Raw genomic sequence first — 26,997 nt, 5'->3', positions numbered from 1 at the left:
CCCCCTTCACGCACTCACCACCCCCGTGCGCGCCACTGCGGCAACTGTGCGCGTTCGGTGCCGAGGGTGGTGTCGTTGCCGTGCCCAGGATAGATCCAGGTGCTGTCGTCATACCGGCCGAAGAGCCGCTGCTCGACGTCGTCGATCAATTGCGGGAAGGACTGGTAGTCGTAGTGATCGGTCGCGCCGACACCACCCGGGAAGAGCGAGTCGCCGGTGAGGACATGCGCCCGGCCGTCGGCATCGGTGAGCGCGAGCGCGATCGAACCGGGCGTGTGTCCGCGCAGGTGTATGACGTCGAGCCGCACCTGCCCGACCTGCACCCGGTCACCGTCGGCGAGCGGCACGTCGACCGGGACCGGGAGGTGGTCGGCGTCGTCGGCACCGGCCAGCGTGCGCGCCCCGGTCGCCGTCACGGCGTCGGCCAGTGCCCCGGTGTGGTCGGCATGCCGGTGGGTGGTGGCGATCTGGGTGACTTTCCCGCCGTCCGCGTCGATCATCGCGGCGATCTGCGGCCAGTCGTTCGCCGCGTCGACGAGCAGCGCCTGCCCGGTCGCGGCGTCGGTCAGCAGGTAGACGTTGTTGTGCATTCCGGAGACGCTGAGCTTGCTCAACCGGGCGACGCCGAGGTCCCGGGTCGCCGGGGCGTCGCCCGGGGTGACGTTGCCGTCATACGGCTTGGTGTTGCTCATGATTCGGCCTTTCCGTGCGTCTGCTGTGCCTTCGTCTCCGCCTCGGCGATCGCCACCGCCGCGCCGACCAGAGTGAGGTGGCTGAACGCCTGCGGGAAGTTGCCGACCATCCGCTGCTCGGTCGGGTCGTACTCCTCCGAGAGCAGCCCGACGTCGTTGGCCAGGCCGAGCAGTCTGCCCATCAACTCGTGTGCGTCGTCGAGGCGGCCGGCCGCGGCATACGCCGAGACCAGCCAGAAACTGCACGCGAGGAACGGGTGCTCGGTGCCGGGCAGCCCGTCGACACCGGCCTCGGTGCGGTAGCGCAGCAACAGCCCGTCGTGCATCAGGTCGCGCTCGATGCGCTCGATGGTGCCGAGCATGCGCGGGTCGTCGCCCGGCAGGAAACCGACCAGGGGTATGACGAGCAGGCTCGCGTCCACCTCGGTGGTCTCGTAATGCTGGGTGAAGGTCTGCTCCGCGCTGTTGAAGCCCTTGGTGAGCACTTCGTCGCGGACCTGGTCACGCAGCCTGCGCCACTTGTCGACCGGTCCCTCCTGGCCGTGCTCCTCGACGGCGCGCACCGCCCGGTCGAACGCCGCCCACACCATCACCCGGGAATGGGTGAAATGCCGCAGCGGGCCGCGGATCTCCCAGATGCCGTTGTCCGGGTCGTCCCAGTGCTCGGCGAGCTCCTCGACCATGGCGCGCTGCACCCGCCAGGCGTGCTCCGACTCGGGCATGCCGAGGTCGCGCGCCATCTGCAACGCGATCATCACCTCACCGAGGACGTCGGTCTGCTTCTGGTCGACCGCGCCGTTGCCGATCCGGACCGGGCGGGAATCGGCGTAACCGGGCAGGTGGGTCAGCTCCCGCTCCGGCAGGTTCCGGCCGCCGTCGACGGCATACATGATCTGCATGTCCTCGGGGTCACCGGCGATGGCCCGCACCAGCCAGTCCCGCCAGAGCGCGGTCGCCTCGAGGAAGCCGACCTTGAGCAGCGCCTCCAGGGTCAGCGACGCGTCACGCAACCAGCAGAACCGGTAGTCCCAGTTGCGCACGCCGCCGAAGTCCTCCGGCAGGCTCGTGGTCGGGGCGGCGACGATGCCGCCGCGGCGGGTGTCGGTGAGCAGCCGCAGGATCAGCAACGAGCGGACGACGGCGTCGGCATACGGGCCTTCGTAGGTCGACTGTGACGCCCACTTCTGCGAGGTCTCGATGGTGCGGGTGACCCGCGAGGGGATGTCCAGCGGCGGCGGGATCTGCTTCCAGGAGCTGAACCACGACAGGTCGAACTGCAAGCGCTCGCCGGCATGCACGGTGAACAGGTCCTGGTGGTGACCGTCGACCGCGTGCGGCAGCCGGCTGCCGCGCAGCAGCAGCATGTCCGGGCCGGCGATCGCCACGAGCACGTCGTGGTCCTCCTCATGGCCCGCCTCGTGTGACATCCACGGACGGATCCGGCCGTAGTCGAACCGCACCACGAAGTCGTGCCGCATGTCGACCTCGCCGTCGAGCCCCTCGACGATGCGCACGATGTCCGCGCGGTCCGGCCCGAGCGGCATCAGATCGGTGACCTTGACGATGCCGGTTGCCGTCTCGTGCACCGTCTCCAGCACCGAGGACCGGCCGATGTAGCGGCGGTGGCTGTCCGCGGGACCGTCCGGCCCGAGGAACCACCGCCCGTGCTCGGGACCGCCGAGCAGCGCGGTGAAGCACGAGGCGCTGTCGAACCGGGGCAGGCACAGCCAGTCGATGGATCCCTGACGGCTGACGAGGGCGGCGGTCTCGGTGTCGCCGATGATCGCGTATTCCTCGATGGGTGTGGGCGCGTTCATCCCGGCAGCGTATGCCTCGGGAGGAGGGTTGTCGGTGGCCGCACCTAGCATTGATCTCGTGCCTTCGCCGACTTCTTCTACTCTGCCTGTCTCCGGCAGAGGCCATGACCATTTGCGCGTCCGCGGCGCGCGTGAGCACAACCTTCGTGACATCTCGGTCGACCTGCCGCGCAACGCCCTCGTCGTCTTCACCGGCCTGTCCGGGTCCGGCAAGTCGTCGCTCGCCTTCGACACGATCTTCGCCGAGGGACAGCGGCGGTATGTCGAGTCGCTCTCGGCATACGCCCGGCAGTTCCTGGGCCAGATGGACAAGCCCGACGTCGACTTCATCGAGGGCCTGTCGCCGGCGGTGTCGATCGACCAGAAGTCGACCAACCGCAACCCGCGGTCGACGGTCGGCACGATCACCGAGGTCTACGACTACCTGCGACTGCTCTTCGCCCGCGCCGGCCGCCCGCACTGCCCGATCTGCGGCGAGCCGGTGCAGCGGCAGACCCCGCAGCAGATCGTCGACCGGCTGCTCGACCTGCCCGACCGCACCCGCTTCCAGGTGCTCGCGCCGGTGGTCCGCGCCCGCAAGGGGGAGTACCTCGAGCTGTTCGCCGAGTTGCAGGGCAAGGGCTACTCCCGGGCCCGGGTCGACGGTGAGGTGGTGTCGCTCGCCGACCCGCCGAAACTCGCCAAGCAGAAAAAACACTCGATCGACGTCGTCGTCGACCGACTCGTCTCGCGGGCCGGGGACAACTCCGGCAAGCAGCGACTCACCGACTCGGTGGAGACCGCGCTCGGGCTCGCAGGCGGCGTGATGATCGCCGAGATGGTCGACTTCGAGGTCGACGACCCGATGCGCGAGCGGCGCTTCTCCGAGAAGATGGCCTGCCCCAATGACCACCCGCTGGGCATGGACGAGATCGAGCCGCGCTCGTTCTCCTTCAACTCGCCGTTCGGCGCCTGCCCCGCATGCACCGGTCTCGGCACCGAGCTCGAGGTGGATGTGTCGCTGATCGTCCCCGACGAGGACAAGTCGATCCGGGAGGGCGCGATCCTACCGTGGGCGCAGGGCTCGCAGTCGTCGGACTACTTCCTGCGCGTCATCGGCGCACTCGCCGACGACCTCAAGTTTGACCTCGACACGCCGTGGCACGCGCTGCCGGAGCGGGCCAAGGAGGCGCTGCTGTACGGGCAGAACCACAAGGTGCACGTGAAGTACCGCAACCGCTATGGCCGGGAGCGCAGCTACTCCACCGGTTTCGAGGGCGTCATCCCGTTCGTGAAGCGGCGGCATGCCGAGACCGAGTCCGACTGGAGCCGGGACCGTTACGAGGGCTACATGCGGGAGGTGCCCTGCCCGGTCTGTCACGGCGCCCGGCTCAAGCCGGAGTCGCTCGCGGTGACGATCGGCGGACGGTCGATCGCCGACGTGTGCGCGCTGCCGATCTCGCAGTCGGCCGGCTTCCTCGACGGCGTCGACTTCACCGCCCGGGAGCGGCAGATCGCCGAGCGGGTGATCCGGGAGATCGACGCGCGGCTGGGCTTCCTGCTCGACGTCGGCCTGGACTATCTCTCGCTCGATCGTCCGGCCGGCACTCTGTCCGGTGGTGAGGCGCAGCGCATCCGGCTGGCGACCCAGATCGGCTCCGGCCTGGTCGGCGTGCTCTACGTGCTCGACGAGCCGTCGATCGGCCTGCACCAGCGGGACAACCACCGGCTGATCGAGACCCTCACCCGGCTGCGCGACCTCGGCAACACGCTGATCGTGGTCGAGCACGACGAGGACACCATCGCCACCGCCGACTGGGTGGTCGACATCGGCCCCGGTGCCGGCGAGCACGGTGGTGAGGTGGTGCACTCCGGACCGGTGCGGGAGCTACTCGACAACCCCGAGTCGATCACCGGTGCTTACCTCGCGGGGCGCCGGGAGATCGCGACCCCCGCCATACGGCGTCCGCATGATGGGCGGGAGATCACCGTCCGGGGTGCGCGCGAGCACAACCTGCAGAACATCGACGTCAGCATCCCACTCGGCAATCTCGTTGCAGTAACTGGCGTTTCGGGTTCCGGCAAGTCGACCCTGGTCAACGAGATCCTTTACAACGTGCTGGCCAACCAGCTCAACGGCGCGCGTCACGTGCCGGGCCGGCACCGCACCGTCGAGGGCCTGGACCAACTCGACAAGGTCGTGCACGTCGACCAGAGCCCGATCGGCCGCACCCCGCGCAGCAACCCGGCAACCTACACCGGCGTGTTCGACCACGTCCGCCGGCTGTTCGCCGAGACGACCGAGGCCAAGGTCCGCGGCTATCAGCCCGGGCGGTTCTCCTTCAACGTCAAGGGCGGTCGCTGCGAGAACTGCCAGGGCGACGGCACCATCAAGATCGAGATGAACTTCCTGCCGGACGTCTACGTCCCGTGCGAGGTCTGCCACGGCGCGCGCTACAACCGCGAGACGCTCGAGGTGCACTTCAAGGGCAAGACGATCTCCGACGTGCTGGACATGCCGATCGAGGAGGCCAACGAGTTCTTCGCGGCGGTGCCGGCGATCTCCCGGCACATGAAGACGCTGGTCGACGTCGGTCTGGGTTACGTGCGGCTCGGTCAGCCGGCGCCGACGCTGTCCGGTGGTGAGGCGCAGCGGGTGAAGCTCGCCGCCGAGCTGCAGAAGCGGTCGACCGGCCGGACCATCTACGTGCTCGACGAGCCGACGACCGGGTTGCACTTCGAGGACATCCGTAAGCTGCTCGGGGTGCTCCAGGGGCTGGTCGACAAGGGCAACACGGTGGTGGTGATCGAGCACAACCTCGACGTGATCAAGTCCGCCGACTGGATCGTCGACATGGGACCCGAGGGCGGCTTCCGCGGCGGCACGGTCGTGGCCACCGGCACGCCCGAGGAGGTCGCGCAGGTGCCGGAGAGCTACACCGGCCAGTTCCTCGCGCCGTTGCTGGCCAAGGGGTCCGCCGAGCGTCCGTCGCAGAGCCGCGCGACCGGGGCCAAGGCGGCCGCGAAACCGGCGAAGCAGGCGGCCCGGAAAACGGCTGCGACCAAGCGCACTGCGGCGGCGGAGTCGCGCAGCACCAAGCGGACTGCAACGCGCACCACGAAGAAGCCGGCCACCAAGAAGGCGGCGAAGAAGACCACGGCCAAGAAGTAGTCGGTCCGCAAACACTCGAGCCGTCGAGCACCCGATCGACAGCTCGAGAAGTCATCATGGGGGCATGACTGGACACGCCGAACCCGCTCCACCCTCGTCGCGGCCGAACCAGACCGTCAATGCGACGCCCGCACCCGAGCGGCGGCTGGTCCTGCGCACCGCGGGGCTCGCCGGCGGGCTGGTCGGTGCGGCGTTGTTGACCGGCTGCGGATCGTCCGGCTCGTCGGCTCCCGCCAAGAGCGGCGGCCTCGAGAAGGCGAAGGTGCCGGTCGGTGGCGGGACCGTCGATGCCGACTTGAAGGCAGTCGTCACCCAGCCGACTGCGGGGCAGTTCAAGGCGTTCAGCTCCACCTGCACCCACCAGGGCTGTCAGGTCACCCAGGTGCAGGACGGCAAGATCCTGTGTCCGTGCCACGGCAGCGCATTCAGCATCAAGGACGGCTCCGTGCTGCAAGGCCCGGCCACCAAGGCCCTGCCCGCGCGCACCGTCACCGTCGAGGGCGGCACCATCACCGTTTCCTGATCGATGCGCCCTCGGCCGTGGATAACCCGCGACCGTCGCGCCGTGTGCACGCCCCGGAAGCGTCAGCTGTCGGCGCCGGTTCATAAGCTAGGTGGGTGGCAGACCCGTCGACCTACCGCCCGAAGCCGGGGGAGATCCCGGTCGACCCCGGTGTCTACCGGTTCCGCGACAAGGATGGGCGGGTCATCTATGTCGGCAAGGCCAAGTCATTGCGCAGCCGGCTGTCGTCATACTTCCAGGACATCTCGGCGCTGCACCCGCGCACCCGCACCATGGTGCTCACCGGCGCGAGCGTCGAGTGGACCGTCGTACGCAACGAGGTCGAGGCGTTGCAACTGGAGTACTCCTGGATCAAGGAGTACGACCCGCGGTTCAACGTCAAGTACCGCGACGACAAGTCATACCCCTATCTCGCAGTCACGATGGGGGAGGAGTTTCCACGCGCGCAGGTGATGCGCGGCGCAAAACGTAAGGGCACCAGGTATTTCGGGCCCTACGCGCATGCCTGGGCGATCCGCGAGACCCTCGATCAGTTGCTGCGCGTCTTCCCGGTGCGCACCTGCAGCAGCGGTGTCTTCAAGCGCGCCGGTCAGGTCGGCCGGCCGTGCCTGCTCGGCTACATCGACAAGTGCTCGGCGCCGTGTGTCGGCCGGGTGACGCCGGAGGAGCACCGCGAGATCGCAGCGGACTTCTGCGAATTCATGGCCGGTAACACCAGCAGGTTCGTCAAGCGCCTCGAACGCGAAATGCGTGCTGCCAGTGCGGAACTCGACTTCGAGACGGCCGCCCGTCGGCGCGACGACCTGCAGGCGTTGGAGAAGGCGCTGGAGCGATCCGCCGTCGTGCTCGGCGACGCCACGGACGCCGACGTCTTCGGCATCGATGACGATGAGCTGGAGGCCGCGGTGCAGGTCTTCCACGTCCGGGGCGGTCGAGTGCGCGGACAGCGCGGTTGGGTCGTGGACAAGCAGAGCGAGGGGGACCTGGGCCTGGCCGAGGTCGTCGAACGCCTCCTGCTGCAGGTGTATGGCGGGGAGTCCCCCGAGGGTGTGCCGCGCGAGGTGCTGGTGCCGGTGCTGCCACCGGATGCCGACGCAATGCAGGAATGGTTGGCCGGTCTGCGGCGGGCTCGGGTCGAGTTGCGCGTCCCGCAGCGCGGCGACAAGCGCACGCTGATGGAGACGGTCCAACGCAACGCGACCCAGGCCCTCGCCCGGCACAAGGTGGCCCGCGCCGGTGATCTGACCGCCCGCAGCCAGGCGCTGCAGGACCTGCAGGAGGCACTCTCGCTCGACCAGGCGCCGTTGCGGATCGAATGCTTCGACGTCAGTCACGTGCAGGGCACCAACGTGGTCGCCTCGATGGTGGTCTTCGAGGACGGCTTGCCCCGCAAGGGCGAATACCGGCGCTTCATCGTGCGCGGCACCCCGCAGCCGGACGGCTCGGTGCGACTCGACGACACCGCAGCGATGGACGAGGTGCTCACGCGGCGCTTCCGGCGCTACCTCGACGAGCGCGACGATGCCGGTGACATCGAGCTCGACGACGCGAGCGACAACGAGACCGACGCCGTCGCCGACGTCACGGTGGTCGAGCAAGGACCCTCCGGCGCCAGCGGCCCGATCGACGAAACCACCGGCAAACCAAAGCGATTCGCCTACCCGCCGCAATTGGTCGTGGTGGACGGCGGCAAGCCTCAGGTCGACGCGGCGTCCCGCGCGCTGGACGCACTCGGCATCGATGACGTCGCCGTGGTCGGCCTCGCCAAGCGTCTGGAGGAGGTGTGGCTGCCGGACGACGACTTCCCGGTCATCCTGCCCCGCACCAGCGACGGCCTCTACCTGCTGCAGCGGGTCCGCGACGAGGCGCACCGCTTCGCGATCACCTTCCACCGGCAGCGCCGGTCGAAGGCGATGACCCGTTCGGCGCTGGACGGGATACCCGGTCTCGGCGAGGTGCGCCGCAAGGCGTTGCTGCGTGAGTTCGGCTCGGTGAAGCGGCTCCGGGCAGCCGACGTCGAGCAGATCGCGGCCGTCAAGGGGATTGGTCCGACGCTTGCCGCGACGCTGCACGCCCACCTGCGAGAGGATGACGGCGCCGCACCCGCGGTCAACCTCACCACGGGCGAGGTGCTGGACGATGACTCCGACCACGAGAACGAGGAGACCACTGGATGACCGAGCTCGACGAGTCGCCGTCCCGTTCGGCCGAACTCATCGTGGTCACCGGCATGAGCGGCGCCGGCCGGACGACCGCCGCCAACGTGCTGGAGGACGGCGGCTGGTACGTCATCGATAACCTGCCGCCGCAGTTGCTCGTCTCGATGGCCGACCTCATCTCCCGCGACAACGAGGAGATGCCCCAGCTGGCCGCCGTTGTGGATGTGCGGTCGCGGGCGTTCTTCACCGACTTCCGCGAGGGCCTGGACCACCTGCGGGACAAGGGATGGCGGCCGACGGTCATCTTCATGGACGCGACCGACGAGGCGCTGGTCCGCCGTTTCGAGTCGGTCCGCCGGCCGCACCCGCTGCAGGGCGAGGGCCGACTGCTCGACGGCATCCAAGAGGAGCGCGAGACGTTGCGCGACCTGCGCGCGACTGCCGACATACTCATCGACACCAGTGGACTCAACGTCCACCAGCTCAGCGCCAAGGTGCGCGAGTTCGTCGGCGGCGACGACGGACCGGCGCTGCGCATCGCGGTCATGTCGTTCGGATTCAAGTACGGCATCCCGCTCGACGCCGACCTGGTCTTCGACATGCGCTTCCTGCCCAACCCGTTCTGGAACCCGCAGTTGCGCCCGCACACCGGTCAGGAGGCGGTGGTGGCCGACTACGTGCTGGCCCAGCCCGGCGCGCAGGAGTTTCTCGACCGCACCCTTGCCCTGCTCGAGCCGATGACCGCGGGTTACCTTCGGGAAGGCCGCAGCTACGTCACGCTCGCGGTGGGTTGCACCGGCGGCAAACACCGTTCGGTCGCGATGGCGGAGGCGCTGGCCTCCCGGCTGGACTCCGACGCGGTGAAGTCGCTGGTGGTGCACCGCGACCTCGGACGGGAGTAGGACCGGATGAGCCCCCGACCAGCCGTCGCCGCGCTCGGTGGCGGACACGGCCTGTTCGCCTCGTTGCAGGCACTGCAACTGGTGACCGACAAGATCACCGCCATCGTCACCGTCGCCGACGACGGCGGCTCGAGCGGACGCCTGCGCGAGGAGTTCGACATCCTCCCACCCGGTGACCTGCGTATGGCGCTGGCCGCGCTCTGCGACAACTCCGAGTGGGGGCTGCAGTGGCGCGACGCACTGCAGCACCGGTTCGCCGGCGAGGGACCGCTCGGCGGGCACGCACTCGGCAACCTGATCATCGCCTCGCTGTGGGATCTGCTCGGTGATCCCATCGCGGGCCTCGACTTCGTCGGCCGACTGCTCGGTGCGCGCGGACGGGTGCTGCCGATGGCGGCCGAGCCGCTCCGGATCGAGGCCAGTGTGCTCGGCGCCGATCCGGCTGCGCCCGACGACGTCACCGATGTGGTCGGACAGGTGGAGGTCGCCACCACCCGCGGCCGGGTGCTCGGCATCCGGCTGCACCCCGACCCGCCGTTGGCCTGCCAGGAAGCGGTCGAGGCGGTCTACGAAGCCGATTGGGTGATCCTCGGCCCGGGTTCGTGGTTCACCTCGGTGATGCCGCACCTGCTGGTGCCGGATCTGCGTGACGCGCTGGTGCACACCACGGCCAAGCGGCTGCTCACGCTCAACATGGTCATGAACACCGGAGAGACCGTCGGATTCAGCGCCTCCGACCATCTCGAGGTGCTCGCCGCACACGCGCCCGACCTGCACCTCGACCTCGTGCTTGCCGACCCGACGGTGGTTACTGACCATGGCGACCAACTGCGCAGCACCGCCGAATCCCTAGGTGCGGAAGTGGTTTTCGCCGATGTGGCCGACTCGGACATCCCCGGTGCCCACGACAGCCTCCGATTGGCGGCGGCCTATCGAGATGTGGTGGAGTGAGCGGTCCACTATTTCGCCGATTGGCCGTACGATGACGGCACCGCCTGCTATAGCGAGGATTTGAATTCGTATGTCGATGACCGCAGCCGTCAAGGACGAACTCAGTCGGTATGCCGTCACCAAGACCTGTTGTCGCAAGGCAGAGGTCTCCGCAATGCTCCGCTTCGCCGGCGGTCTGCACATCATCGGTGGGCGCATCGTGATCGAGGCCGAACTCGACACGGCCGCCGCCGCGCGACGGCTGCGCCAGGCGATCGCCGACCTTTACGGGCAAACACCCGAGGTTTTGATGATGAGTAGCGGTGGGCTGCGCAAGGGCAGCCGCTACATCGTGCGGGTGGTGCAGGACGGCGAAGCACTCGCGCGGCAGACCGGTCTCATCGACCACCGCGGCCGGCCGGTGCGCGGGCTTCCCCCGCGCGTCGTCAACGGTGCGGTCTGTGACGCCGAGGCCGCCTGGCGCGGCGCGTTCCTGGCGCACGGTTCGCTCACCGAGCCCGGTCGGTCCTCGTCGATGGAGATCACCTGCCCCGGCCAGGAGGCCGCCCTCGCACTCGTCGGGGCGGCCCGCCGCCTCGGTGTGCAGTCGAAGGCGCGCGACGTGCGCGGAGTCGACCGGGTCGTCATCCGGGACGGTGACGCGATCGGCGCGATGCTGACCCGGCTCGGCGCGACCGATGCGTTCCTGGCATGGGAGGAACGCCGGATGCGGCGGGAGGTGCGTGCCACCGCCAACCGCCTGGCCAATTTCGACGACGCCAACCTGCGGCGCTCGGTGCAGGCTGCGGTCGCGGCCGGCTCCCGTGTCGAGCGGGCCCTGGAGATCCTCGGCGACGAGGTGCCCGATCACCTCGCCGAAGCCGGTCGGCTCCGGCTGGAGCACAAGGAGTCCAGCCTCGAGGAACTGGGTCAGAAGGCCGAGCCGCCGATGACCAAGGACGCCGTGGCCGGCCGCATCCGGCGGCTGCTGGCGATGGCCGACAAGCGCGCGAGTGAGCTCGGCATACCCGGCACCGACGCCAACCTGACCCAGGAGATGCTGGAGGGCTGAGACCCGCTGTCCGGCCCTCGGACGCCGGCTCGGGCTGGTTCCGGTTACCGACAAGTCATCCTCTAGGGTCGAGGCGTCGATCCACTCACCGCTCAGCACCGCTCAAGCGAGCCAAGTTCAACAGAAAGGGATGGGTCCTGGAATGACCATCCGCGTGGGAATCAACGGCTTCGGCCGCATCGGCCGTAACTTCTTCCGGGCCGTGGTCGCCTCCGGCGCCGACATCGAGATCGTCGGTGTGAACGACCTGACCGACAACGAGTCGCTCGCCATGCTGCTCAAGTACGACTCGATCCTGGGCCGTTTCCCGGGCGAGGTCAGCGCGACCGAGACCGAGATCACCGCCGGCGACCGGACGTTCAAGGCGTTCGCCGAGCGCGACCCGAGCAAGCTGCCGTGGGGCGAGCTGGGCGCCGACATCGTGGTGGAGTCGACCGGCATCTTCACCGACGCGGAGAAGGCCAAGGTGCACCTGGACCAGGGCGCCAAGAAGGTCATCATCTCGGCGCCGGCCAAGAACGAGGACATCACGATCGTGATGGGCGTCAACGATGGCGCCTACGACCCGGCCAAGCACAACATCATCTCCAACGCGTCCTGCACCACCAACTGTCTCGGCCCGATGGCCAAGGCGCTCAACGACGAGTTCGGCATCGTCAAGGGCCTGATGACCACCGTGCACGCCTACACCCAGGACCAGAACCTGCAGGACGGCCCGCACAAGGACCCGCGCCGCGCCCGCGCCGCCGCGCTCAACATCGTGCCGACCTCGACCGGTGCGGCGAGGGCCATCGGCCTGGTGCTGCCCGAGCTGAAGGGCAAGCTCGACGGTTTCGCCCTGCGGGTGCCGACTCCGACCGGCTCGGCCACCGACCTGACCTTCGAAGCCGGCCGCGAGACCACGGTCGAAGAAGTCAACGCCGCGATGAAGAAGGCCGCGGACGGCAAGATCCTGCGCTACACCGAGGACCCGATCGTCTCCACCGACATCGTCACCGACCCGGCCTCCTGCATCTTCGACTCCGGCCTGACCAAGGTGATCGGCAACCAGGTCAAGGTCGTCGGCTGGTACGACAACGAGTGGGGCTACTCCAACCGCCTCGCCGACCTTGTCGGACTCGTCGGCAAGGACCTCTGAGGCTGATGCGCACCATCGACGACCTGGGCAAGCTCCATGGCAAGACCGTGCTGCTGCGCAGCGACCTCAATGTGCCGTTGGACGACGCGGGCACGATCACCGACGACGGTCGGGTGCGTGCGTCGGTCCCGACGATCCAGCGGTTGCGCGACGCCGGCGCCCGGGTCGTCGTGTGCGCGCATCTGGGCCGCCCGAAGGGCGTGCCGGAGGAGAAGTACTCGCTGCGCCCGGTCGCTGACCGGCTGGCCGAATTGCTCGGCACGCCAGTGCTTTTCGCCACCGACACGGTGGGGGAGTCGGCCAACGAGACCGTCGACCGGCTGAACGACGGAGACGTCGCGGTGCTGGAGAACCTCCGCTTCAACCCGGGGGAGACCAGCAAGGACGACGCCGAGCGCGGCGCCTTCGCCGACCAGCTCTCGCACCTCGCCGACGTCTACGTGTCCGACGGTTTCGGCGTCGTGCACCGCAAGCAGGCCAGCGTCTACGACATCGCCGAGCGGCTGCCGCAGGCCGCCGGTGGCCTGGTCGAGACCGAGGTCGGCGTGCTGCGGCAGCTCACCGAGAAGCCGCAGCGGCCGTATGCCGTCGTGCTCGGCGGCGCCAAGGTCAGCGACAAGCTCGGCGTCATCGAGGCACTGCTCACCAAGGCCGACCTCCTCCTGATCGGCGGCGGGATGGTCTTCACCTTCCTCGCCGCTCAGGGGCACGAGGTCGGCAAGAGCCTGCTCGAGGAGGATCAGGTCGCCCGCGTGCGCGGCTACCTCGCCGACGCAGAGAACCGCGGCGTGCAGATCGTGCTGCCGACCGACGTCGTCGCGGCGACCGGGTTCTCGGCCGACGCCGACCACGAGGTCGTCGCCGCCGACGCGATCCCCGCCGACCGGATGGGGCTCGATATCGGCCCCGAGTCGGCGGCCGCCTTCGCGCAGGCGATCGGCTCGGCCAAGACGGTCTTCTGGAACGGCCCGATGGGCGCCTTCGAGATGCAGCCGTATGCCGCGGGGACCCAGGCCGTCGCGCAGGCCCTCGCCGACGTGACCGCGAAGGGCGCGACCACCGTCGTCGGCGGCGGCGACTCGGCGGCCGCCGTGCGGCAACTCGGCTTCTCCGACGACGCGTTCAGCCACATCTCGACCGGTGGCGGCGCCAGCCTGGAGTTCCTCGAGGGCAAGACCCTCCCCGGCCTGGAGGTGCTGGAGTCCTGATGGCGCAGGAGACCAAGACCGTCCGCACCCCGCTGATCGCCGGCAACTGGAAGATGAACCTGGACCACCAGCAGGCCACGGTGCTGGTGCAGAAGCTCGACTGGACGCTGCGGGACAAGAAGCACGACCACGACGAGACCGAGGTGGCGGTGCTCCCGCCATACACCGACATCCGGTCGGTGCAGACGCTGATCGACGGCGACCGGCTCAAGCTGAAATTCGGTGCGCAGGACCTGTCGCCGCACGATTCCGGTGCCTACACCGGTGACATCTCCGGAGCGTTCCTAACCAAGCTGGGCTGCACCTACGTGGTGGTCGGGCACAGCGAGCGGCGCACCATCCACGGCGAGACCGACGAGACGGTGAACGCCAAGGTCAAGGCCGCGTTCCGGCACGACCTGGTGCCGATTCTCTGCGTCGGCGAGCCGCTGGAGGTGCGCCAGGCGGGGGAGCAGATCCCTTACATCGTCGGTCAGTTGACCGCCGACCTGGCCGGGGTGCCGGCGAAGGACGTCGCGAAGCTGGTCGTCGCCTACGAGCCGATCTGGGCTATCGGCACCGGTGAGGTCGCCACCCCGGACGATGCACAGGAGGCTTGCGCCGCGCTGCGCGACCGGGTGGCCGAGCTCTATTCCGGTGACGTGGCCGATCAGGTGCGATTCCTCTACGGCGGGTCGGTGAAATCCGGCAATGTCGCCTCGATCATGGCCAAGGACGACGTCGACGGGGCTCTGGTCGGTGGCGCCTCGCTGGATCCGACCGAGTTTGCGAGCATCTGTCGCTACAAGGCGCACCAAGGCGTTGTTGGCTGAGGTTGTCCGGATCGCGGCATGACGCCGTGTAATCTTGCCCGAGGCGCAGTTTGCGCCATACGGATGTAATCAACCGAAGGTGAGTCTTCAGCGTGGACGTGCTGCGCATCGCTCTGCAGGCACTGGTCGTCCTCAGCGGCCTGTTCCTGGTGCTGCTGATCCTGATGCACAAGGGGAAGGGCGGCGGCCTGTCGGACATGTTCGGCGGGGGTGTCAGCAGCAACCTCGGCGGGTCATCGATCGCCGAGCGCAACCTCAACCGGTTGACGATCATCGCGAGCCTGGTCTGGTTCGCCGCCATCGTGGGTCTCGGGCTGGTCGCGCGATTCGCGTGACCGCCGCATACTCGACAACTCGACGCGTTTAGGAGCAATCGTGGCCGGAGGCAATGCAATTCGCGGGAGCCGGGTGGGTGCCGGACCCATGGGTGAGGCCGAGCGCGGCGACGCTGCGCCCCGCGTCGTGGTCTCCTACTGGTGCTCGAACGGGCACGAGACCCGACCCAGCTTTGCGCAGGAGTCGGGCCTCTCGGTGCCGGAGACGTGGGACTGCCCGCGGTGCGGGTTCCCCGCCGGCCAGGACCAGGAGAACCCGCCCGCGCCGCCGAAGGCAGAGCCCTACAAGACGCACCTGGCGTATGTGAAGGAGCGGCGCAGCGACGAAGAGGGCGCGGTCATTCTCGACGAGGCGCTCGACACGCTGCGCCAGCGTGGACTGATCAAGTAGCCACCACGTAGCCATCGAGCAGCGGGTTCCCGCTCTCTTGCGTGATCGCTCAGGCGGTTGCGTCCGCCGCCGTCTCCAGCGCCGCCACGTCGATCTTGCGCATCTGATACATCGCCTGGAGTGCGCGCTCTGCGCGCGCCGGGTCGGGGTCGGCCAGCAGTTCCGGCAGCCGGGTCGGGATGACCTGCCACCAGACACCGTAGCGGTCCTGCACCCAGGCGCAGTTGCTCTCGGTGCCGCCGTCGCCGAGCGCGGCCCACAACCGGTCGACCTCCTGCTGGTCGGCGCAGGGGACCTGGAATGAGATCGACTCGTTGAATTTCCGGGCGTGCATCGGGCCACCGTTGAGCCCGAGGAACGGCTGGCCCATCACCGTGAATTCGACTGTCATCGGTGATGATTGGCCGATATTCGAGTTGGGGAACAGGCCGGTGTAGAACTCGGCTGCTGCCTGCGCGTCATCGTCGAACCACAGGCAGGTGGTGAGGGTGTTGGCGTCCATCAGATGGCTCCTTGGGTGAGTAGGTTGTCGAGTTTCGCGTATCCGTCGTTGATGCCGACCTCCATGCCGCTGGCCAGCCACCCGTCGCGTGCTTCGAACGAGTCGACCAGTGACTGGGCGTGGAGGCGAGTGCGGCCGTTGCCCAGCTCCTCGAAGGTGAGCGTCTCCAGCGAGACGCCTTCCGGCATACCTTCCCAGGTGAAGGTCTGCACGATGCGGTCGTCGCCGACCTCATGGAAGCTGCCGTGGAAGGCGAACTCCTCGCCGCCGCGCAGGTTGACAAAGCGCCAGCTCCCGCCGGTGCGCGCATCCCAGTAGTCGATCTTGGTGGTCATGTCGTTCGGGCCGACCCACCGGGCGTAGAGGTCGGGGTCGGTGTGTGCGCGCAGCAGCTGTGCGGGGGTGGCGTTGAAATCACGAGTGATTCGGATGATCGGCAGTTTCGGATCTGCCTCGATGACTGCCTCGGTGGCGTCTGTGGTGCTCATGATGCTCGTCCTTTCCGGTTGTTGCCGGTGCGGTTGTTGTCTGCTGCGTTGAGTTCGTCCAGCACCGCATCCAGGCGCTGGTAGCGCTGCTCCGCGCGTTGTTGGTATCGCTCGATCCACTTGGTCATCAGGTCGAAGACCTCGGCTTCCAGATGAACGGGCCGCCGTTGGGCATCGCGGGTGCGGGTGACCAAGCCGGCGTCCTCAAGCACCTTCAGGTGCTTGGAGACCGCCTGGATGCTCACGTCGTACGGCACGGCGAGTTCGCTCACGGTCGCGTCCGCCTCGGTCAGGCGGGCGACCATGTCCCGCCGCGTCGGGTCGGCCAGTGCCGCGAACACCCGGGACAGTTCGTCCATCGGTGGCTCCCTCGGTATTCAATCGATTGGTTGAATACCGGAACTGTAGTACGCGGTTCACGTTTATTCAACCCATGGGTTGATGAAGTGGGCGGCGGCCGGCGAAAAGCGGTCGACGGGTATCCGGCCGCCCGGCTAGCGTGCGACTCGACCTAGGAGAAACGCATGGCACTCACGCGGCGATTTCGTTGCCCTCGGCCGGTTCCCGGCCGCGGGCTCGTCGCGTCGCGCGGCTGAGGCCGGGGCGGCCGGCCGAGGGAGATCGTTCATTCCCCTCACTGCCGGAAGGATCTGCCATGCCCACCCATCTCAGCACGCCCCAGTTGATCGACGCGCTCCTGATCCGCGACCTGACCGACGCCGAGCAGGGGCTGCACGCGATGCAGCCACTACTCGGTGCGCTCATCGAGAGCGTGCGCGACGTGGCGCGATGCCCCGTCATACAGCTGCGGCAGAGTGCGCTCGTCTCAACCGCCGCAAACTATGACGCGCTCGGTTACGAGCAGTCGGATATCACTCGTAGTGAACGATATTCGCGTTATGTGAGCTCGTCGGTGATGCTCCGTAGTCACACCAGCGCGATGCTGCCGCCGGCGCTTGCCCGGCACGTGGAGCGTGGTGGTCCGGCGGATGCGCTGTATGCCGCGGCCGGTCTTGCCTACCGGCGGGATGCGATCGACCGCACGCACACCGGGGAGCCGCACCAACTCGACCTGCACCGGTGACGCGGTCACCGGTGCACCGGGAGGACCTGGTCGCGGCGCTCGGTGCCGTGGCCGGCGCCGCGTTGCCGGGTTGCGAGTGGCGCGTGGTCGATTCACCACACAGTTACACCGAAGGTGGGCTGCAGCTCGACGTTCGGTGCACGGATGCCTCGGGTGGGCAGCGAGGCACAGGTCAGAGGGGGTGGCTGGAACTTGCGGAGGGTGGTCTGATCGCGCCCTGGTTGCTTCGGCGCGCGGGACTGTCGCCCGGCGAGTGGGCCGGTGTCGCGGTCGGGATCGGACTCGATCGGGCATTGATGCTGCGCAAGTCGATCGACGACATCCGGTTGTTGCGCGCCACCGATCCGCGGATCGCGAGGCAGATGCTGGATCTGTCCACGTATCAACCGGTTTCGACGATGCCCGCGGTTCGTCGTGATCTGTCCCTGGTGGTGTCGAGCGGGTCGGACGAGGAACTGCTCGGGGACCGGGTGCGTGCTGCACTCGGTGACCGTGCGCCTGAGCTCGAGTCGGTGCAGTTGCTATCGAGGACTGCTTATGCGGACCTGCCGGAGCCGGCGCGGGCGCGGCTCGGCCTCCGGCCGGACCAGGTGAATGCATTGGTGCGCCTGGTCATCCGTCCGCTCGACAGGACGCTGACCGGCGCCGAGGCGAACGCGCTCCGGAACGACGTCTACCGTGCCCTGCACGAGGGTGAGGTGGTGGAACTCGCCTGACGCCCGACGCTGATCGAGCACGCCGACCTGCTTGCGTGATCGAGTTGGCCGAGCCATTTCCACGCTGATCGAGTAGGCCGAGCCGCTAGGCGAGGCCGTATCGAGATCAGCGGTCCCTTTAGTCGGCGGGGTGGGTGAGGTAGGTGTGTCCGACGGGGCTGGTCCAGGTGCAGACACCGTCGGGGGTCATGGTGACGGTCCAGCCGGCTTCGTGTTTGGCGCGGTGGTGGTGTCGGCAGAGGCATTGCAGGTTGTGGGCTGCGGTGGGTCCGTTCGGGTAGGGGGTGATGTGGTCGAGGTCGGTGAGTGTTGCGGGTCGGGTGCAGCCGGGGAATCGGCAGTGTTGGTCGCGGGCGCGGACGAATCGCGCCAACCGCGCACCGGGCGTGTAGGTCTGGTTGGCGGTTTCGGCCACCGTCCCGGTGTCGGCGTTGACCAGGGCGCGGGTGAACGTGGTACCGAGCAGGTCGGTGAGTTCGCGGATCACGGTGGCGGGGATGACCCCGACACCGGAGACGTGGACGTCACCGAGGCGGTACGCCACTTGCCGTCGCCGTGGTGGTGGTGGATGGGTGCTGGTCTGCCGGGTGGGGTGAACGTGTTGCCGGTCGAGGTTTTGTTGGTTGAGGTTTTGTTGGTTGAGGTGTTGCCGGAGTTGGTGTTCGGCCCTGCTGCTTGCATGGGCAGGTGTGCAGCCGAGTCGGGCTCGGTCGATCGCGAAGGCGTAGTGCTGGTGGGCGGGTAGTTCCACCGCGCCTGTGACGATTGCCAGGTCGACCGGGTCCGTGGCGTCGGGATGGAACGGCACCTGCAGCACCAGCTCGGTGGCTACCTGTGCGTTCGACAACAGCAGGTCCGTCAGGGCGTCGACCCGGCATTCGCCGAGGCTCTTACCGGTCGTGGTCGAGCCGTGCAGCACTCTCGCGTGGGTGTTGATTGCGGTGATGAGTTTCGCCGCGTCCAGGGAGGGCAGGACGGCGGTGAGGGTGGACATGCCTGGCTCCCAGTGGGGTGCGACGGTCACGTCGGTGGACTCTCGTCGTCGTGCCGCCGCAGCGTGGTCGGCTGCGACGGGTGCGTGCTGGGTTAGTAGGCGCCCGGTGCGGCGGCGCAGTTTCGTCGATGTCGAGCTCTCCGGGGCGCTGGCCAGGATCTCGGCTTCGATGGTTGCGGCGAGGTCGACCGGACAATCAGCTGCCTCGGGTGTTTCGGGTGTGCCGGTTGCCGGTATTGCGTCGGCGAGGGTGTCGCTGACCGCGATCACTTTGCGTCCCTCCAACTCCCCGGTGCCGGCGTGGTCGACCAAGCGGGGCGTGTAGCGGACGCTCTCCGTGGCTTGGGTGAGTCGCAGACTGGTTTGCCGGTCGGTCCATCCCAGGCGGGCACCGACTTCCAACGGTGTCCAGGTGTCGGGGTGGTGCGGGTGTTTGTCGTATTCGCGTTGCGCGAGTTGGTCCAGGCGCAGGGTTTGGGTGGCCCAGGCGGAGTTTTGCACCTGTTGGGTGGCGAGCACCTGATCGAGCAACTCGTCATCCGAGAGACCCGTGCCGTCGGGCTCGTGGGCCTTCTCGAACGCGGCGCGGAGCAGCGTGTGTGCGGCCTGCAGGAGTTCGCTCGTGGTGGCAGCGGTGATCACCTGGTTGGTGAGTGCCTGCTGCAGCTGGGACATACCCAAATCATACACGTGTTCGATGTGGTTGGGAAGGGTGCACAAGGCCGAATGGTGAGTGTTTCCAGTGTGATTCGTGGGATCACGAACGGGTTGTCGGTGGCGGGTGGGATGGTGTTGCGTGGCGGAATGTGCCCTCCCCGAGCGCGCTCGTCGCGGGCCAGCACCCGGCAATGGCCGACGATGCGTCAGCGGCGAACGCGCAAACCAGCCTGGGCCGCGCGGCGACAGGCTGTTGCCCGCGTCACCCGAGAGGCGTGGGCGTGCGGTTATCCAGCTGCACGGGTGCTGGGCGGGTGGATCTCCTCGATGTACTCAAACACCGAGCCGTCCGGGTGGCGCGCGATCAACCGTCGCCCGTTCGGGCCCGGCGTCGGGCCTTCGACTACCGCACCATCGTAGGTAGCGAGGTCTCGGATCACCGGCTCAAGCGAGCGGACGAGAACGGTGGCGGTGCGGTCGCCATACGCCGAGGCGTCGCCGGCAAGCAGCAGGAAATCGCCGACCCTTGCCAGCTCGACATCCCGGAACGAAAACCGTTGTGCCGCACCACCGGTGATCGAGGTATAGAAGTCGACCGCGCTGTCCAGGTCCTCGACGAACACGCGAGCGAGCACGCCGACCACGTTGCCGGTGGTCATCGGCCGGGCACCAGGTCGAGCGTCATGAATGTGCTGTGCACGTCCTCGATGTATGACGCAAACGGCTCGCACTCGGCGAACCCGCGCCGGCGATACAGCGCCCGGGCCGGTGCGAAGTAGTCCGCGCTGCCGGTCTCCAGGGAGATCCTGGCCACGCCGCGCGAGCGGGCGTCGTCCAGAGCGTGATCGAGCAGCCGTGCACCGATCCCTCGACCGCGCTGATCCGGATCGGTGCGCATGCTCTTCAGCTCCTCGTGCCCGGCATCGACCGGGGCGAGAGCCGCTGTGCCGACGAGGGATTCGCCGTCATACGCCGTCCAGAGCCGCACGCCGGGGGCGCGCAACGCGTCGAGCTCCAAGGCGTGCCGACTCTCCGGAGGGGAGGTCGGTTCGAGATCGACGAGGTGCGCCGTGAGAAACGCCTCGAGTTGCGGATCGGCGAAGTCAGCTCGTCGTATCGTCAGCATCATCCAGTTTCGACGCGGCATCCGAATCAACCCACCAGATGGTCGAATCCGTGCCGTGCACACCGCTCGCCGGCACGTCCCACCGGTCCGCGCCGGGCGCCAGGGCAGCGGCCACGGCTTCGGCCTTCTCGGCCCCGGCAACCATCAACCACACCTGGCGGCTGCGGCCCAGCGCCTCGAAGGTGAGCGACACTCGATCCGGCGGCGGCTTGGGGGAGTCGTGCACCGCGACCGCGATGGCGCCCTCGGTCCGCTGTGCCGGGTGATGCGGGAAGAGCGACGCAATGTGCCCATCCGGCCCGACGCCGAGCATCACGACATCGAACATCCCGTCACCCTCGGTGCCCCGGATCGTCTCGGCGTATTCGCGCGCACTGCTCTCCGCGTCCGGCACCTGATCGGAGGAAGCCACCCGGTGAACGTTCTCAGGGGGGACCGGCAACGCGTCGAGGGCGGCCTTGTCCGCCTCGACATCGTTGCGGTCGGCCGAGCCCGATGGCACGAATCGCTCGTCGCCCCAATAGAAGTGGACCCTCGACCAGTCGATGCCGTCTGCGGACGGCAGGTCCTGCAACGACAGGCCACCCATCGACCCACCGGTGAGCACGACGTGCGCAACGCCGCGATCACGTTGTGCCGCAACGATTTCGCCGACGAGGGTCGACGAGATCGCCTTCCCGAGCTCGTCCTTGGTCGCGCGCCGCTCGATGCTCATCGCGTCGACTTCTTCGCGGTGGCCTTCTTGCCCGCAGACTTCTTCGCCGGTGCCTTCTTGGCGGCAGCCTTGCGGGTCGCCGCAGCCTTCGCAGCCGCCTTCTTCGCCTTCCGGCGATGCGACTCTGCCGGGGCACCCTTGGGCAGCGGCATCTCCTCGAGTTGCTTCACCGTCAGGTCCGGGCCGTCCGTGGTCCGCTTGCGGGCGGCGCGGGCTGCCTTCTGCGGCGACGGCGCCGCACCGGAGGCCACCGCCTTGCTGGCGGTCACGCTGACGTTGGACACCATCGGCAGCCCACGCACCAGCGCCTCGCGGTAGAGATCGTCCTCGCCGAGCCGGCCGAGTTCTTCGGCCAACGACTCCGCCGTGCCGGGACGCGTCAGGTCCAGCCGCCGGATCGGCTGCCCCGGCTGGCTGAGCGTCGCCGTACGGCGATCCGGTCGCACCAGGTCGATCGGCCCGGAGGCGCGCTCCATACGCACACTGACCAGACCGGTGCCAGGACGCGAACGCGCCCGACGCACAGGGCATTTCAGCCGTACGGCGAGCCACCCGGCTACCAGATCGCTGCTCGCCGAGTCGGACGCCCCGGTCACGGTCACCGAGGTGACCGGCTCATAGGGGGGCAGGTCGAGAGCTGTCGCCAGCAGCCCGCGCCACCGCGTGCTGCGCGACCACGCCATGTCGGTGTCACCCGGTGCGTAGTCGGCACGCCTGCGCGCCAAGGCTTTTCGCGGATCCTTCGCAAGCGACGCATCGGTGATGCGCCGGCTCGCGAGCTTGCCGATGGGGGAGGACGCCACGTCGTTCGCGGCGCCGGGCCACCAGGCGACCACGGGAGTGTCTGCCGCGAGCAGCGGCGTGACCACACTCGCGCCGTGCTTGGACAGCTCCCCGTGCAGGCGGAGGATGACGATCTCGCTGACGCCGGCCTCGCCGCCGACGCGGACCTGCGCGTCCATCCGGCTCTTGCCACGCGGGTTGCCGGTGACCACGGCGATGATCCGGCTGGGGTGCTGCCGGCTGGCGTGCGTGGCCGCCTCGAGCGCGTCGTCGGCGCCCTCCTCGTCGGTGACGATGATCAGCGTCATCACGCGGCCGAGCGCGACCGCACCGCTCTCGTCGCGCAACCGGACCAGCTGCTTGCTGACGTCCTTGGTGGTGGTGCTCGGGAGATCCACAATCACGGCAGCCGCCATTCCCTTCCGTCGCGTTCCATCAATCGGTCGGCGCTGGCCGGCCCCCAGGTGCCCGCTTCATAGCCATCCGGCTTGCCCTTGCGCGCCCAGAACTTCTCGACCGGATCAAGGATCTGCCAGGACAGCTCGACCTCCTCATGCCGGGGAAAGAGCGGCGGGTCGCCGAGCAGCACGTCGAGGATCAGTCGTTCGTACGCCTCGGGACTCGACTCGTTGAAGGCGGTGCCGTAGCCGAAGTCCATGGTCACGTCCCGCACCTCCATCGTGGCCCCGGGCACCTTGGACCCGAAGCGGATCGTGGTGCCCTCGTCCGGCTGCACCCGGATCACGATGGCGTTCTGGCCGAGCTCCTCGGTCGCGGTGTCGGTGAACGGCAACGCGGGAGCCCGTTTGAAGACCACCGCGATCTCGGTAACGCGCTTGCCGAGCCGCTTGCCGGTGCGCAGGTAGAACGGCACGCCCGCCCAACGACGGTTGTGCACGTCGAGCTTCAGCGCGGCATACGTCTCGGTCGTCGACTTGGGGTCGATACCGTCTTCCTGCAGGTAGCCCTTGACCTTCTCGCTGCCCTGCCAGCCGGCGGTGTACTGCCCGCGAGCGGTCGCCGTCGACAGGTCCTTCGGCAGCCGGACCGCCGACAGCACCTTCTCCTTCTCGGCCCGAAGCTCGTGTGCCGAAAAGGAATTCGGCTGCTCCATGGCAGTCAGTGCGAGCAGCTGCAGCAGGTGGTTCTGTATGACGTCGCGCGCCGCGCCGATGCCGTCGTAGTAACCCGCACGGCCCGCGATGCCGATGTCCTCGGCCATCGTGATCTGCACGTGGTCGACGTAGTTGGCATTCCAGACCGGGTCGAACAACTGGTTCGCAAAGCGCAGCGCCAGCAGGTTCTGGACGGTCTCCTTGCCGAGGTAGTGGTCGATGCGGAAGACGGAGTCGGCCGGGAAGACCCGCTCGACGGTCTTGTTGAGCTCCCGCGCGCTGGCCAGGTCGTGACCGAACGGCTTCTCGATGACCACCCGCTTCCACGACCCCGGCCGCGGTGTCGACAGGCCGGAGCGCTCCAGCTGGGAGGTCACGGTGGAGAAGGCGCTCGGCGGGATCGACAGGTAGAACGCGGTGTTGCCACCGGTGCCGCGCTGCTCGTCGAGCTCCTGCAACTGCCGCGCCAACTCGTCGAATGCCTCGTCGTCGTCGAACGAACCGTGCACGAAGCGCAGCCCCTCCTCGAGGCCCTGCCACACCTCCTCCCGGAAGGGCGTGCGCGCGCCGGCGCGCACGGCGTCATACACGATCTTGGTGAAGTCCTGGTCGTCCCAGTCACGCCGGGCGAAACCGACGAGCGAGAACCCCGGCGGCAACAGACCGCGGTTGGACAGGTCGTAGATGGCGGGGAGCAACTTCTTGCGGGCCAGGTCGCCGGTGACGCCGAACATCACCAGTGCGCAGGGCCCCGCGATCCGCGGGAGCCGACGGTCGTCGGCGTCCCGCAGCGGGTTGCTCCCCCTCGCTACGCGAGCGGGGCTCATTGATTGTGCCTCCAAGAAATCAGAGCAGGAGTACCGCGGCGCGCGACGCGCCTGCGCAGCGTGCTGCGGCGGGCGCCGCGGGCAGCGACGCTCATGAACCGGTTACCTCCGCAATGGCCTGCTGCAGTTGGGCGATGCCTGCGTCGTGGTCGGTCAGGTGCAGCCGCAGCACCGGGCGGCCGTGGTCGGCCAGCACCTTGGCGTCACCGCCTGCCTGCGAGGCGATGAAGTCACCGAAGGTGAACTCCCTGCCCGGGATCGACAGATCCTCGGTCGGCGCCGTGGTGATCTGCAGATAGATCCCGTCCGCCGGGCCACCCTTGTGGTACTGACCGGTCGAGTGCAGGAAACGCGGGCCGAAACCGAAGGTGACCGGCCGGTTCAGCTTGCGTGCCAACGGGATTCGCACGTCTGCCAGCGACTGGTCGGCGATCCGGTCGACGTAGGCCATCACCGCGAGGTAGCCACTGGCCGGTAGCTGCGCGAGCAACGCCTTGAGCGCCTCCGCCACGGTAGAGGCACCGCCGAGGAAGTCGGGCCCGGCCGTGCGCACCTCGACCGCGCCGTCGGTGAACGCCGGGGCGTCGGCCGAGCCGGTGCCCTTGCCGAGCAGCTCGCGAGCTGCCGCCTTCGCGCTCTCCACGTCGGGCTGGTCGAAGGGGTTGATCCCGATCAGCCGGCCGGCTGCCGCGACGGCGGTCTCCCACAACAAGAACGCTGCACCGAGTGTGCCGCCGACGTCGACGGTCGCGGCGCCCTGCGGCTGCGAGTCGTCGCCCGTCGCGACCAGGCGCACCCAAAGCTCGTCGTCCAGCTGGTCACCGGTGGGGGAGTCGCCGACGACGACCGGGAGCAGCCCCTTGCCGTCCTTGCCGGTGCTTTCGGCGATGAGCTGCTCGGCCCAGTCACCGAAACCGATGGCCTTGGTCCCGGCGTCGATCAGCACGATCTTGTCGCGCAGCGGCTTGGTGCCGCCGAGCGCCGCGCCGAGCTGCAGACCGGGGTTGCCCTCGTCATCCGCGGCGAGGATGGGCGTGGCAGCCTCGGCCTCGTCGAGCAGCTGCCCGATGTCGGCGCCGGCCAGGCCGCTCGGCACCAGGCCGAAGGCGGTCAGCGCCGAGTAACGGCCGCCGACCGCGGGGTCGGCGTTGATGACGGTGTAACCGGCCTCGCGGGCCTCCTTGTCGAGCGGGCTGCCCGGGTCGGTGACGACCACGATGCGCTCGGCCGGGTCGATGCCGGCGTCCTTGAACGCCGCTTCGTACGCCCGGCGCTGCGAGTCGGTCTCGACAGTCGAGCCCGACTTGGAGGAGACCACCACGACCGTCTGCTCGAGCCGGTCGCCGAGGGCGGCGCGCACCATGTCCGGCTGCGAGGAGTCCAGGACGGTGATCGGCACTCCGGCCGTCTCGCAGATCACCTCGGGCGCGAGCGACGAGCCGCCCATGCCGCAGAGCACGACGTGGTCGACGCCCTTGTCGGTGAGTTTGCTGCGCAGCGAGGCGATTTCGTCGACCAGCGGACGGGATGACGACGCGAGACCGACCCAGGACAGTCGCTTGCTCGACTCGTCCTCCGCGGCCGGGCCCCAGAGCGTCGGGTCCTGCGCGAAGAGCTTGCTGGCGAACTTGTCGGATACCAGCCCCGGAACGTTGGTCGAGATCGCGTCGGCCGCCGACCCGACGGCAGCGACGGTCAGCTCTGCCTGAGACTCGCTCACTTCGCCGCCTTCTTCAGCTCCGAGTCGACCGAGCCGAGCAGCTCGGCCCACGACTTGTCGAACTTGTCGACGCCTTCGTTCTCGAGCACCTCGACCACGTCGGCGTAGCTCACACCGAGCTTCTCCAGGTCGTCCAGCACCTTGGCCGCGTCGGCGTAGTTGCCGGTCACCTGGTCACCCTTGAGGTCACCGTGGTCGGCGACCGCGTCGAGGGTCTTGGGCGGCATGGTGTTGACGGTGTCCTTGACCGCCAGGTCCACGACATACAGCGTGTCGGGGTAGGCCGGGTCCTTCACGCCGGTCGAGGCCCACAGCGGACGCTGCACGTGCGCACCGTCGTCGGCGAGGGTCTGCCAGCGCGGGGTCGAGAAGACCTCCTCGAATGCCTGGTAGGCCAGTCGAGCGTTCGCCACGCCCGCCTTGCCCTTGAGGCCCTTCGCCTCGTCGGAGCCGATCTGGTCCAGGCGCTTGTCGATCTCGGTGTCGACCCGCGACACGAAGAACGAGGCGACCGACCGGATCTTGCTCAGGTCGTGGCCGTTCTCCTTGGCCTGCTCCAGACCGGTGAGGTAGGCGTTCATCACCTCGCGGTAGCGCTCCAGGGAGAAGATCAGCGTCACGTTGACGCTGATGCCCTCGGCGAGTGTCTTGGCGATCGCCGGGATGCCCTCGCGGGTCGCGGGGATCTTGATCATCGTGTTCGGCTGGTCGACCTTGGCCCACAGCTTCTTGGCCATCTCGACCGTTGCGTCGGTCTCCCGCGCCAGGCCCGGCTCGACCTCGATCGACACCCGGCCGTCCTGGCCGTCGGTCGCGTCGTAGACCGGCTTCAGCAGCTCCGCCGCGTTGTGCACGTCCTGGGTGGTGATCTCGAAGACCGCCTCGTCGACGGTCGCACCCTTGGCGGCCAGCTGCGCCACCTGCTCGTTGTATGCCGAGCCGTCCGACAGCGCAGTCGCGAAGATCGTCGGGTTGGTGGTCACCCCGACGACGTTCTTGTCGTCGATCAGCTTCTGCAGGTCGCCGCCGTTGATCAGCGGGCGGCTGAGGTCATCCAGCCAGATGGAGACGCCGAGGTCACTCAGTGCCTGTGTGTTGTCGTTGCTCATCACGTGCCTCCTAGAAGATTGCAGAGATTGA

At 68.4% G+C, this 26,997-nt stretch carries 26 protein-coding genes; 13 read left to right on the top strand and 13 right to left on the bottom strand.

Annotation, left to right across the window (positions count from 1 at the left end):
- Positions 1 to 14: 14 nt before the first annotated feature.
- Together N2M23_RS15505 and N2M23_RS15500 are read right to left on the bottom strand one after the other, a co-directional pair.
- Positions 15 to 692 carry an MBL fold metallo-hydrolase gene (locus N2M23_RS15505; protein ID WP_265446677.1) on the bottom strand — a complete coding sequence of 226 codons (678 nt, stop codon included), beginning with the start codon at positions 690 to 692 and terminating at the stop codon, positions 15 to 17.
- The gene (locus N2M23_RS15500; protein WP_265446675.1) at positions 689 to 2,509 is read right to left on the bottom strand and encodes a glycoside hydrolase family 15 protein; all 1,821 of its coding nucleotides are present in this window, start codon (positions 2,507 to 2,509) and stop codon (positions 689 to 691) included. The genes N2M23_RS15505 and N2M23_RS15500 overlap by 4 nt, the downstream gene beginning before the upstream one ends.
- Between N2M23_RS15500 and uvrA the strand changes: the two genes are divergently transcribed.
- The 11 genes from uvrA (at position 2,490) to N2M23_RS15445 (ending at position 15,130) form a co-directional block, all read left to right on the top strand.
- Positions 2,490 to 5,660 carry an excinuclease ABC subunit UvrA gene (uvrA, locus tag N2M23_RS15495; protein WP_265446991.1) on the top strand — a complete coding sequence of 1,057 codons (3,171 nt, stop codon included), beginning with the start codon at positions 2,490 to 2,492 and terminating at the stop codon, positions 5,658 to 5,660. The genes N2M23_RS15500 and uvrA overlap by 20 nt on opposite strands.
- Positions 5,661 to 5,724: 64 nt before the next feature.
- Positions 5,725 to 6,183 carry a Rieske (2Fe-2S) protein gene (locus N2M23_RS15490; protein WP_265446674.1) on the top strand — a complete coding sequence of 153 codons (459 nt, stop codon included), beginning with the start codon at positions 5,725 to 5,727 and terminating at the stop codon, positions 6,181 to 6,183.
- Between the two features lie 95 nt (positions 6,184 to 6,278).
- Positions 6,279 to 8,360: an excinuclease ABC subunit UvrC gene (uvrC, locus tag N2M23_RS15485; protein ID WP_265446672.1), complete on the top strand. Its 2,082-nt coding sequence runs from the start codon at positions 6,279 to 6,281 to the stop codon at positions 8,358 to 8,360.
- Positions 8,357 to 9,244, top strand: a complete 888-nt coding sequence (gene rapZ / locus N2M23_RS15480) for an RNase adapter RapZ (RefSeq protein WP_265446670.1) — start codon at positions 8,357 to 8,359, stop codon at positions 9,242 to 9,244. Before uvrC ends, rapZ begins: the two co-directional genes overlap by 4 nt.
- Positions 9,245 to 9,250: 6 nt before the next feature.
- Positions 9,251 to 10,195 carry a gluconeogenesis factor YvcK family protein gene (locus N2M23_RS15475; RefSeq protein ID WP_265446669.1) on the top strand — a complete coding sequence of 315 codons (945 nt, stop codon included), beginning with the start codon at positions 9,251 to 9,253 and terminating at the stop codon, positions 10,193 to 10,195.
- Positions 10,196 to 10,265: 70 nt separating this feature from the next.
- The gene (whiA, locus tag N2M23_RS15470) at positions 10,266 to 11,246 is read left to right on the top strand and encodes a DNA-binding protein WhiA (protein ID WP_265446667.1); all 981 of its coding nucleotides are present in this window, start codon (positions 10,266 to 10,268) and stop codon (positions 11,244 to 11,246) included.
- 142 nt (positions 11,247 to 11,388) lie between these two features.
- A complete protein-coding gene (gap, locus tag N2M23_RS15465; protein ID WP_265446666.1) occupies positions 11,389 to 12,384 on the top strand; it encodes a type I glyceraldehyde-3-phosphate dehydrogenase in 996 nt (331 codons plus the stop codon).
- 5 nt (positions 12,385 to 12,389) lie between these two features.
- Entirely contained in the window at positions 12,390 to 13,592 is a 1,203-nt protein-coding gene (locus N2M23_RS15460; protein ID WP_265446665.1) for a phosphoglycerate kinase, read from the top strand.
- Positions 13,592 to 14,404, top strand: coding sequence for a triose-phosphate isomerase (gene tpiA / locus N2M23_RS15455; RefSeq protein ID WP_265446663.1), 813 nt, complete (start codon positions 13,592 to 13,594; stop codon positions 14,402 to 14,404). The genes N2M23_RS15460 and tpiA overlap by 1 nt, the downstream gene beginning before the upstream one ends.
- A 92-nt stretch (positions 14,405 to 14,496) precedes the next feature.
- Positions 14,497 to 14,739, top strand: coding sequence for a preprotein translocase subunit SecG (secG, locus tag N2M23_RS15450; RefSeq protein WP_265446660.1), 243 nt, complete (start codon positions 14,497 to 14,499; stop codon positions 14,737 to 14,739).
- A gap of 40 nt (positions 14,740 to 14,779) precedes the next feature.
- Positions 14,780 to 15,130 (top strand): RNA polymerase-binding protein RbpA, encoded by a 351-nt coding sequence (locus N2M23_RS15445; protein WP_265446659.1) that lies wholly within the window; start codon positions 14,780 to 14,782, stop codon positions 15,128 to 15,130.
- A 49-nt stretch (positions 15,131 to 15,179) separates the two neighbouring features.
- Here the strand turns inward: N2M23_RS15445 and N2M23_RS15440 are convergent, their stop codons facing one another.
- The 3 genes from N2M23_RS15440 to N2M23_RS15430 are packed head-to-tail and all read right to left on the bottom strand — an operon-like array spanning position 15,180 to position 16,479.
- A complete protein-coding gene (locus N2M23_RS15440) occupies positions 15,180 to 15,632 on the bottom strand; it encodes a VOC family protein (RefSeq protein WP_265446658.1) in 453 nt (150 codons plus the stop codon).
- Positions 15,632 to 16,120 (bottom strand): SRPBCC family protein, encoded by a 489-nt coding sequence (locus N2M23_RS15435; RefSeq protein WP_265446657.1) that lies wholly within the window; start codon positions 16,118 to 16,120, stop codon positions 15,632 to 15,634. Before N2M23_RS15435 ends, N2M23_RS15440 begins: the two co-directional genes overlap by 1 nt.
- A complete protein-coding gene (locus N2M23_RS15430; RefSeq protein ID WP_265446656.1) occupies positions 16,117 to 16,479 on the bottom strand; it encodes an ArsR/SmtB family transcription factor in 363 nt (120 codons plus the stop codon). Before N2M23_RS15430 ends, N2M23_RS15435 begins: the two co-directional genes overlap by 4 nt.
- Before the next feature lie 296 nt (positions 16,480 to 16,775).
- On the opposite strand from N2M23_RS15430, the gene N2M23_RS15425 reads away from it, so the two are divergent.
- Both N2M23_RS15425 and N2M23_RS15420 read left to right on the top strand, forming a co-directional pair.
- Entirely contained in the window at positions 16,776 to 17,204 is a 429-nt protein-coding gene (locus N2M23_RS15425; RefSeq protein WP_265446655.1) for a tRNA ligase subunit PheS family protein, read from the top strand.
- The gene (locus N2M23_RS15420; protein WP_265446654.1) at positions 17,201 to 17,920 is read left to right on the top strand and encodes a tRNA ligase subunit PheS family protein; all 720 of its coding nucleotides are present in this window, start codon (positions 17,201 to 17,203) and stop codon (positions 17,918 to 17,920) included. Before N2M23_RS15425 ends, N2M23_RS15420 begins: the two co-directional genes overlap by 4 nt.
- Before the next feature lie 118 nt (positions 17,921 to 18,038).
- On the opposite strand, the gene N2M23_RS15415 is transcribed toward N2M23_RS15420, so the two are convergent.
- From N2M23_RS15415 to tal, 8 genes are all read right to left on the bottom strand, one after another.
- Positions 18,039 to 19,589 carry an HNH endonuclease signature motif containing protein gene (locus tag N2M23_RS15415; protein ID WP_265446653.1) on the bottom strand — a complete coding sequence of 517 codons (1,551 nt, stop codon included), beginning with the start codon at positions 19,587 to 19,589 and terminating at the stop codon, positions 18,039 to 18,041.
- A 269-nt stretch (positions 19,590 to 19,858) separates the two neighbouring features.
- On the bottom strand, positions 19,859 to 20,230 hold the full coding sequence (locus tag N2M23_RS15410) for a VOC family protein (protein ID WP_265446651.1): 372 nt from the start codon (positions 20,228 to 20,230) through the stop codon (positions 19,859 to 19,861).
- Positions 20,227 to 20,697, bottom strand: coding sequence for a GNAT family N-acetyltransferase (locus tag N2M23_RS15405; protein WP_341870606.1), 471 nt, complete (start codon positions 20,695 to 20,697; stop codon positions 20,227 to 20,229). The genes N2M23_RS15410 and N2M23_RS15405 overlap by 4 nt, the downstream gene beginning before the upstream one ends.
- Positions 20,675 to 21,412 carry a 6-phosphogluconolactonase gene (pgl, locus tag N2M23_RS15400; protein ID WP_265446649.1) on the bottom strand — a complete coding sequence of 246 codons (738 nt, stop codon included), beginning with the start codon at positions 21,410 to 21,412 and terminating at the stop codon, positions 20,675 to 20,677. Before pgl ends, N2M23_RS15405 begins: the two co-directional genes overlap by 23 nt.
- Positions 21,409 to 22,599, bottom strand: coding sequence for a glucose-6-phosphate dehydrogenase assembly protein OpcA (locus N2M23_RS15395; protein ID WP_265446647.1), 1,191 nt, complete (start codon positions 22,597 to 22,599; stop codon positions 21,409 to 21,411). The genes pgl and N2M23_RS15395 overlap by 4 nt, the downstream gene beginning before the upstream one ends.
- A complete protein-coding gene (gene zwf, locus N2M23_RS15390) occupies positions 22,596 to 24,137 on the bottom strand; it encodes a glucose-6-phosphate dehydrogenase (RefSeq protein WP_265446645.1) in 1,542 nt (513 codons plus the stop codon). Before zwf ends, N2M23_RS15395 begins: the two co-directional genes overlap by 4 nt.
- Before the next feature lie 91 nt (positions 24,138 to 24,228).
- Entirely contained in the window at positions 24,229 to 25,857 is a 1,629-nt protein-coding gene (locus N2M23_RS15385; protein ID WP_265446643.1) for a glucose-6-phosphate isomerase, read from the bottom strand.
- On the bottom strand, positions 25,854 to 26,966 hold the full coding sequence (tal, locus tag N2M23_RS15380) for a transaldolase (protein ID WP_265446642.1): 1,113 nt from the start codon (positions 26,964 to 26,966) through the stop codon (positions 25,854 to 25,856). Before tal ends, N2M23_RS15385 begins: the two co-directional genes overlap by 4 nt.
- Between the last annotated feature and the right edge of the window lie 31 nt (positions 26,967 to 26,997).

This window comes from Flexivirga meconopsidis (assembly GCF_026162425.1).
Lineage (GTDB): Bacteria > Actinomycetota > Actinomycetes > Actinomycetales > Dermatophilaceae > Flexivirga > Flexivirga meconopsidis.
This window is presented reverse-complemented; position numbering and strand designations above follow the sequence as displayed.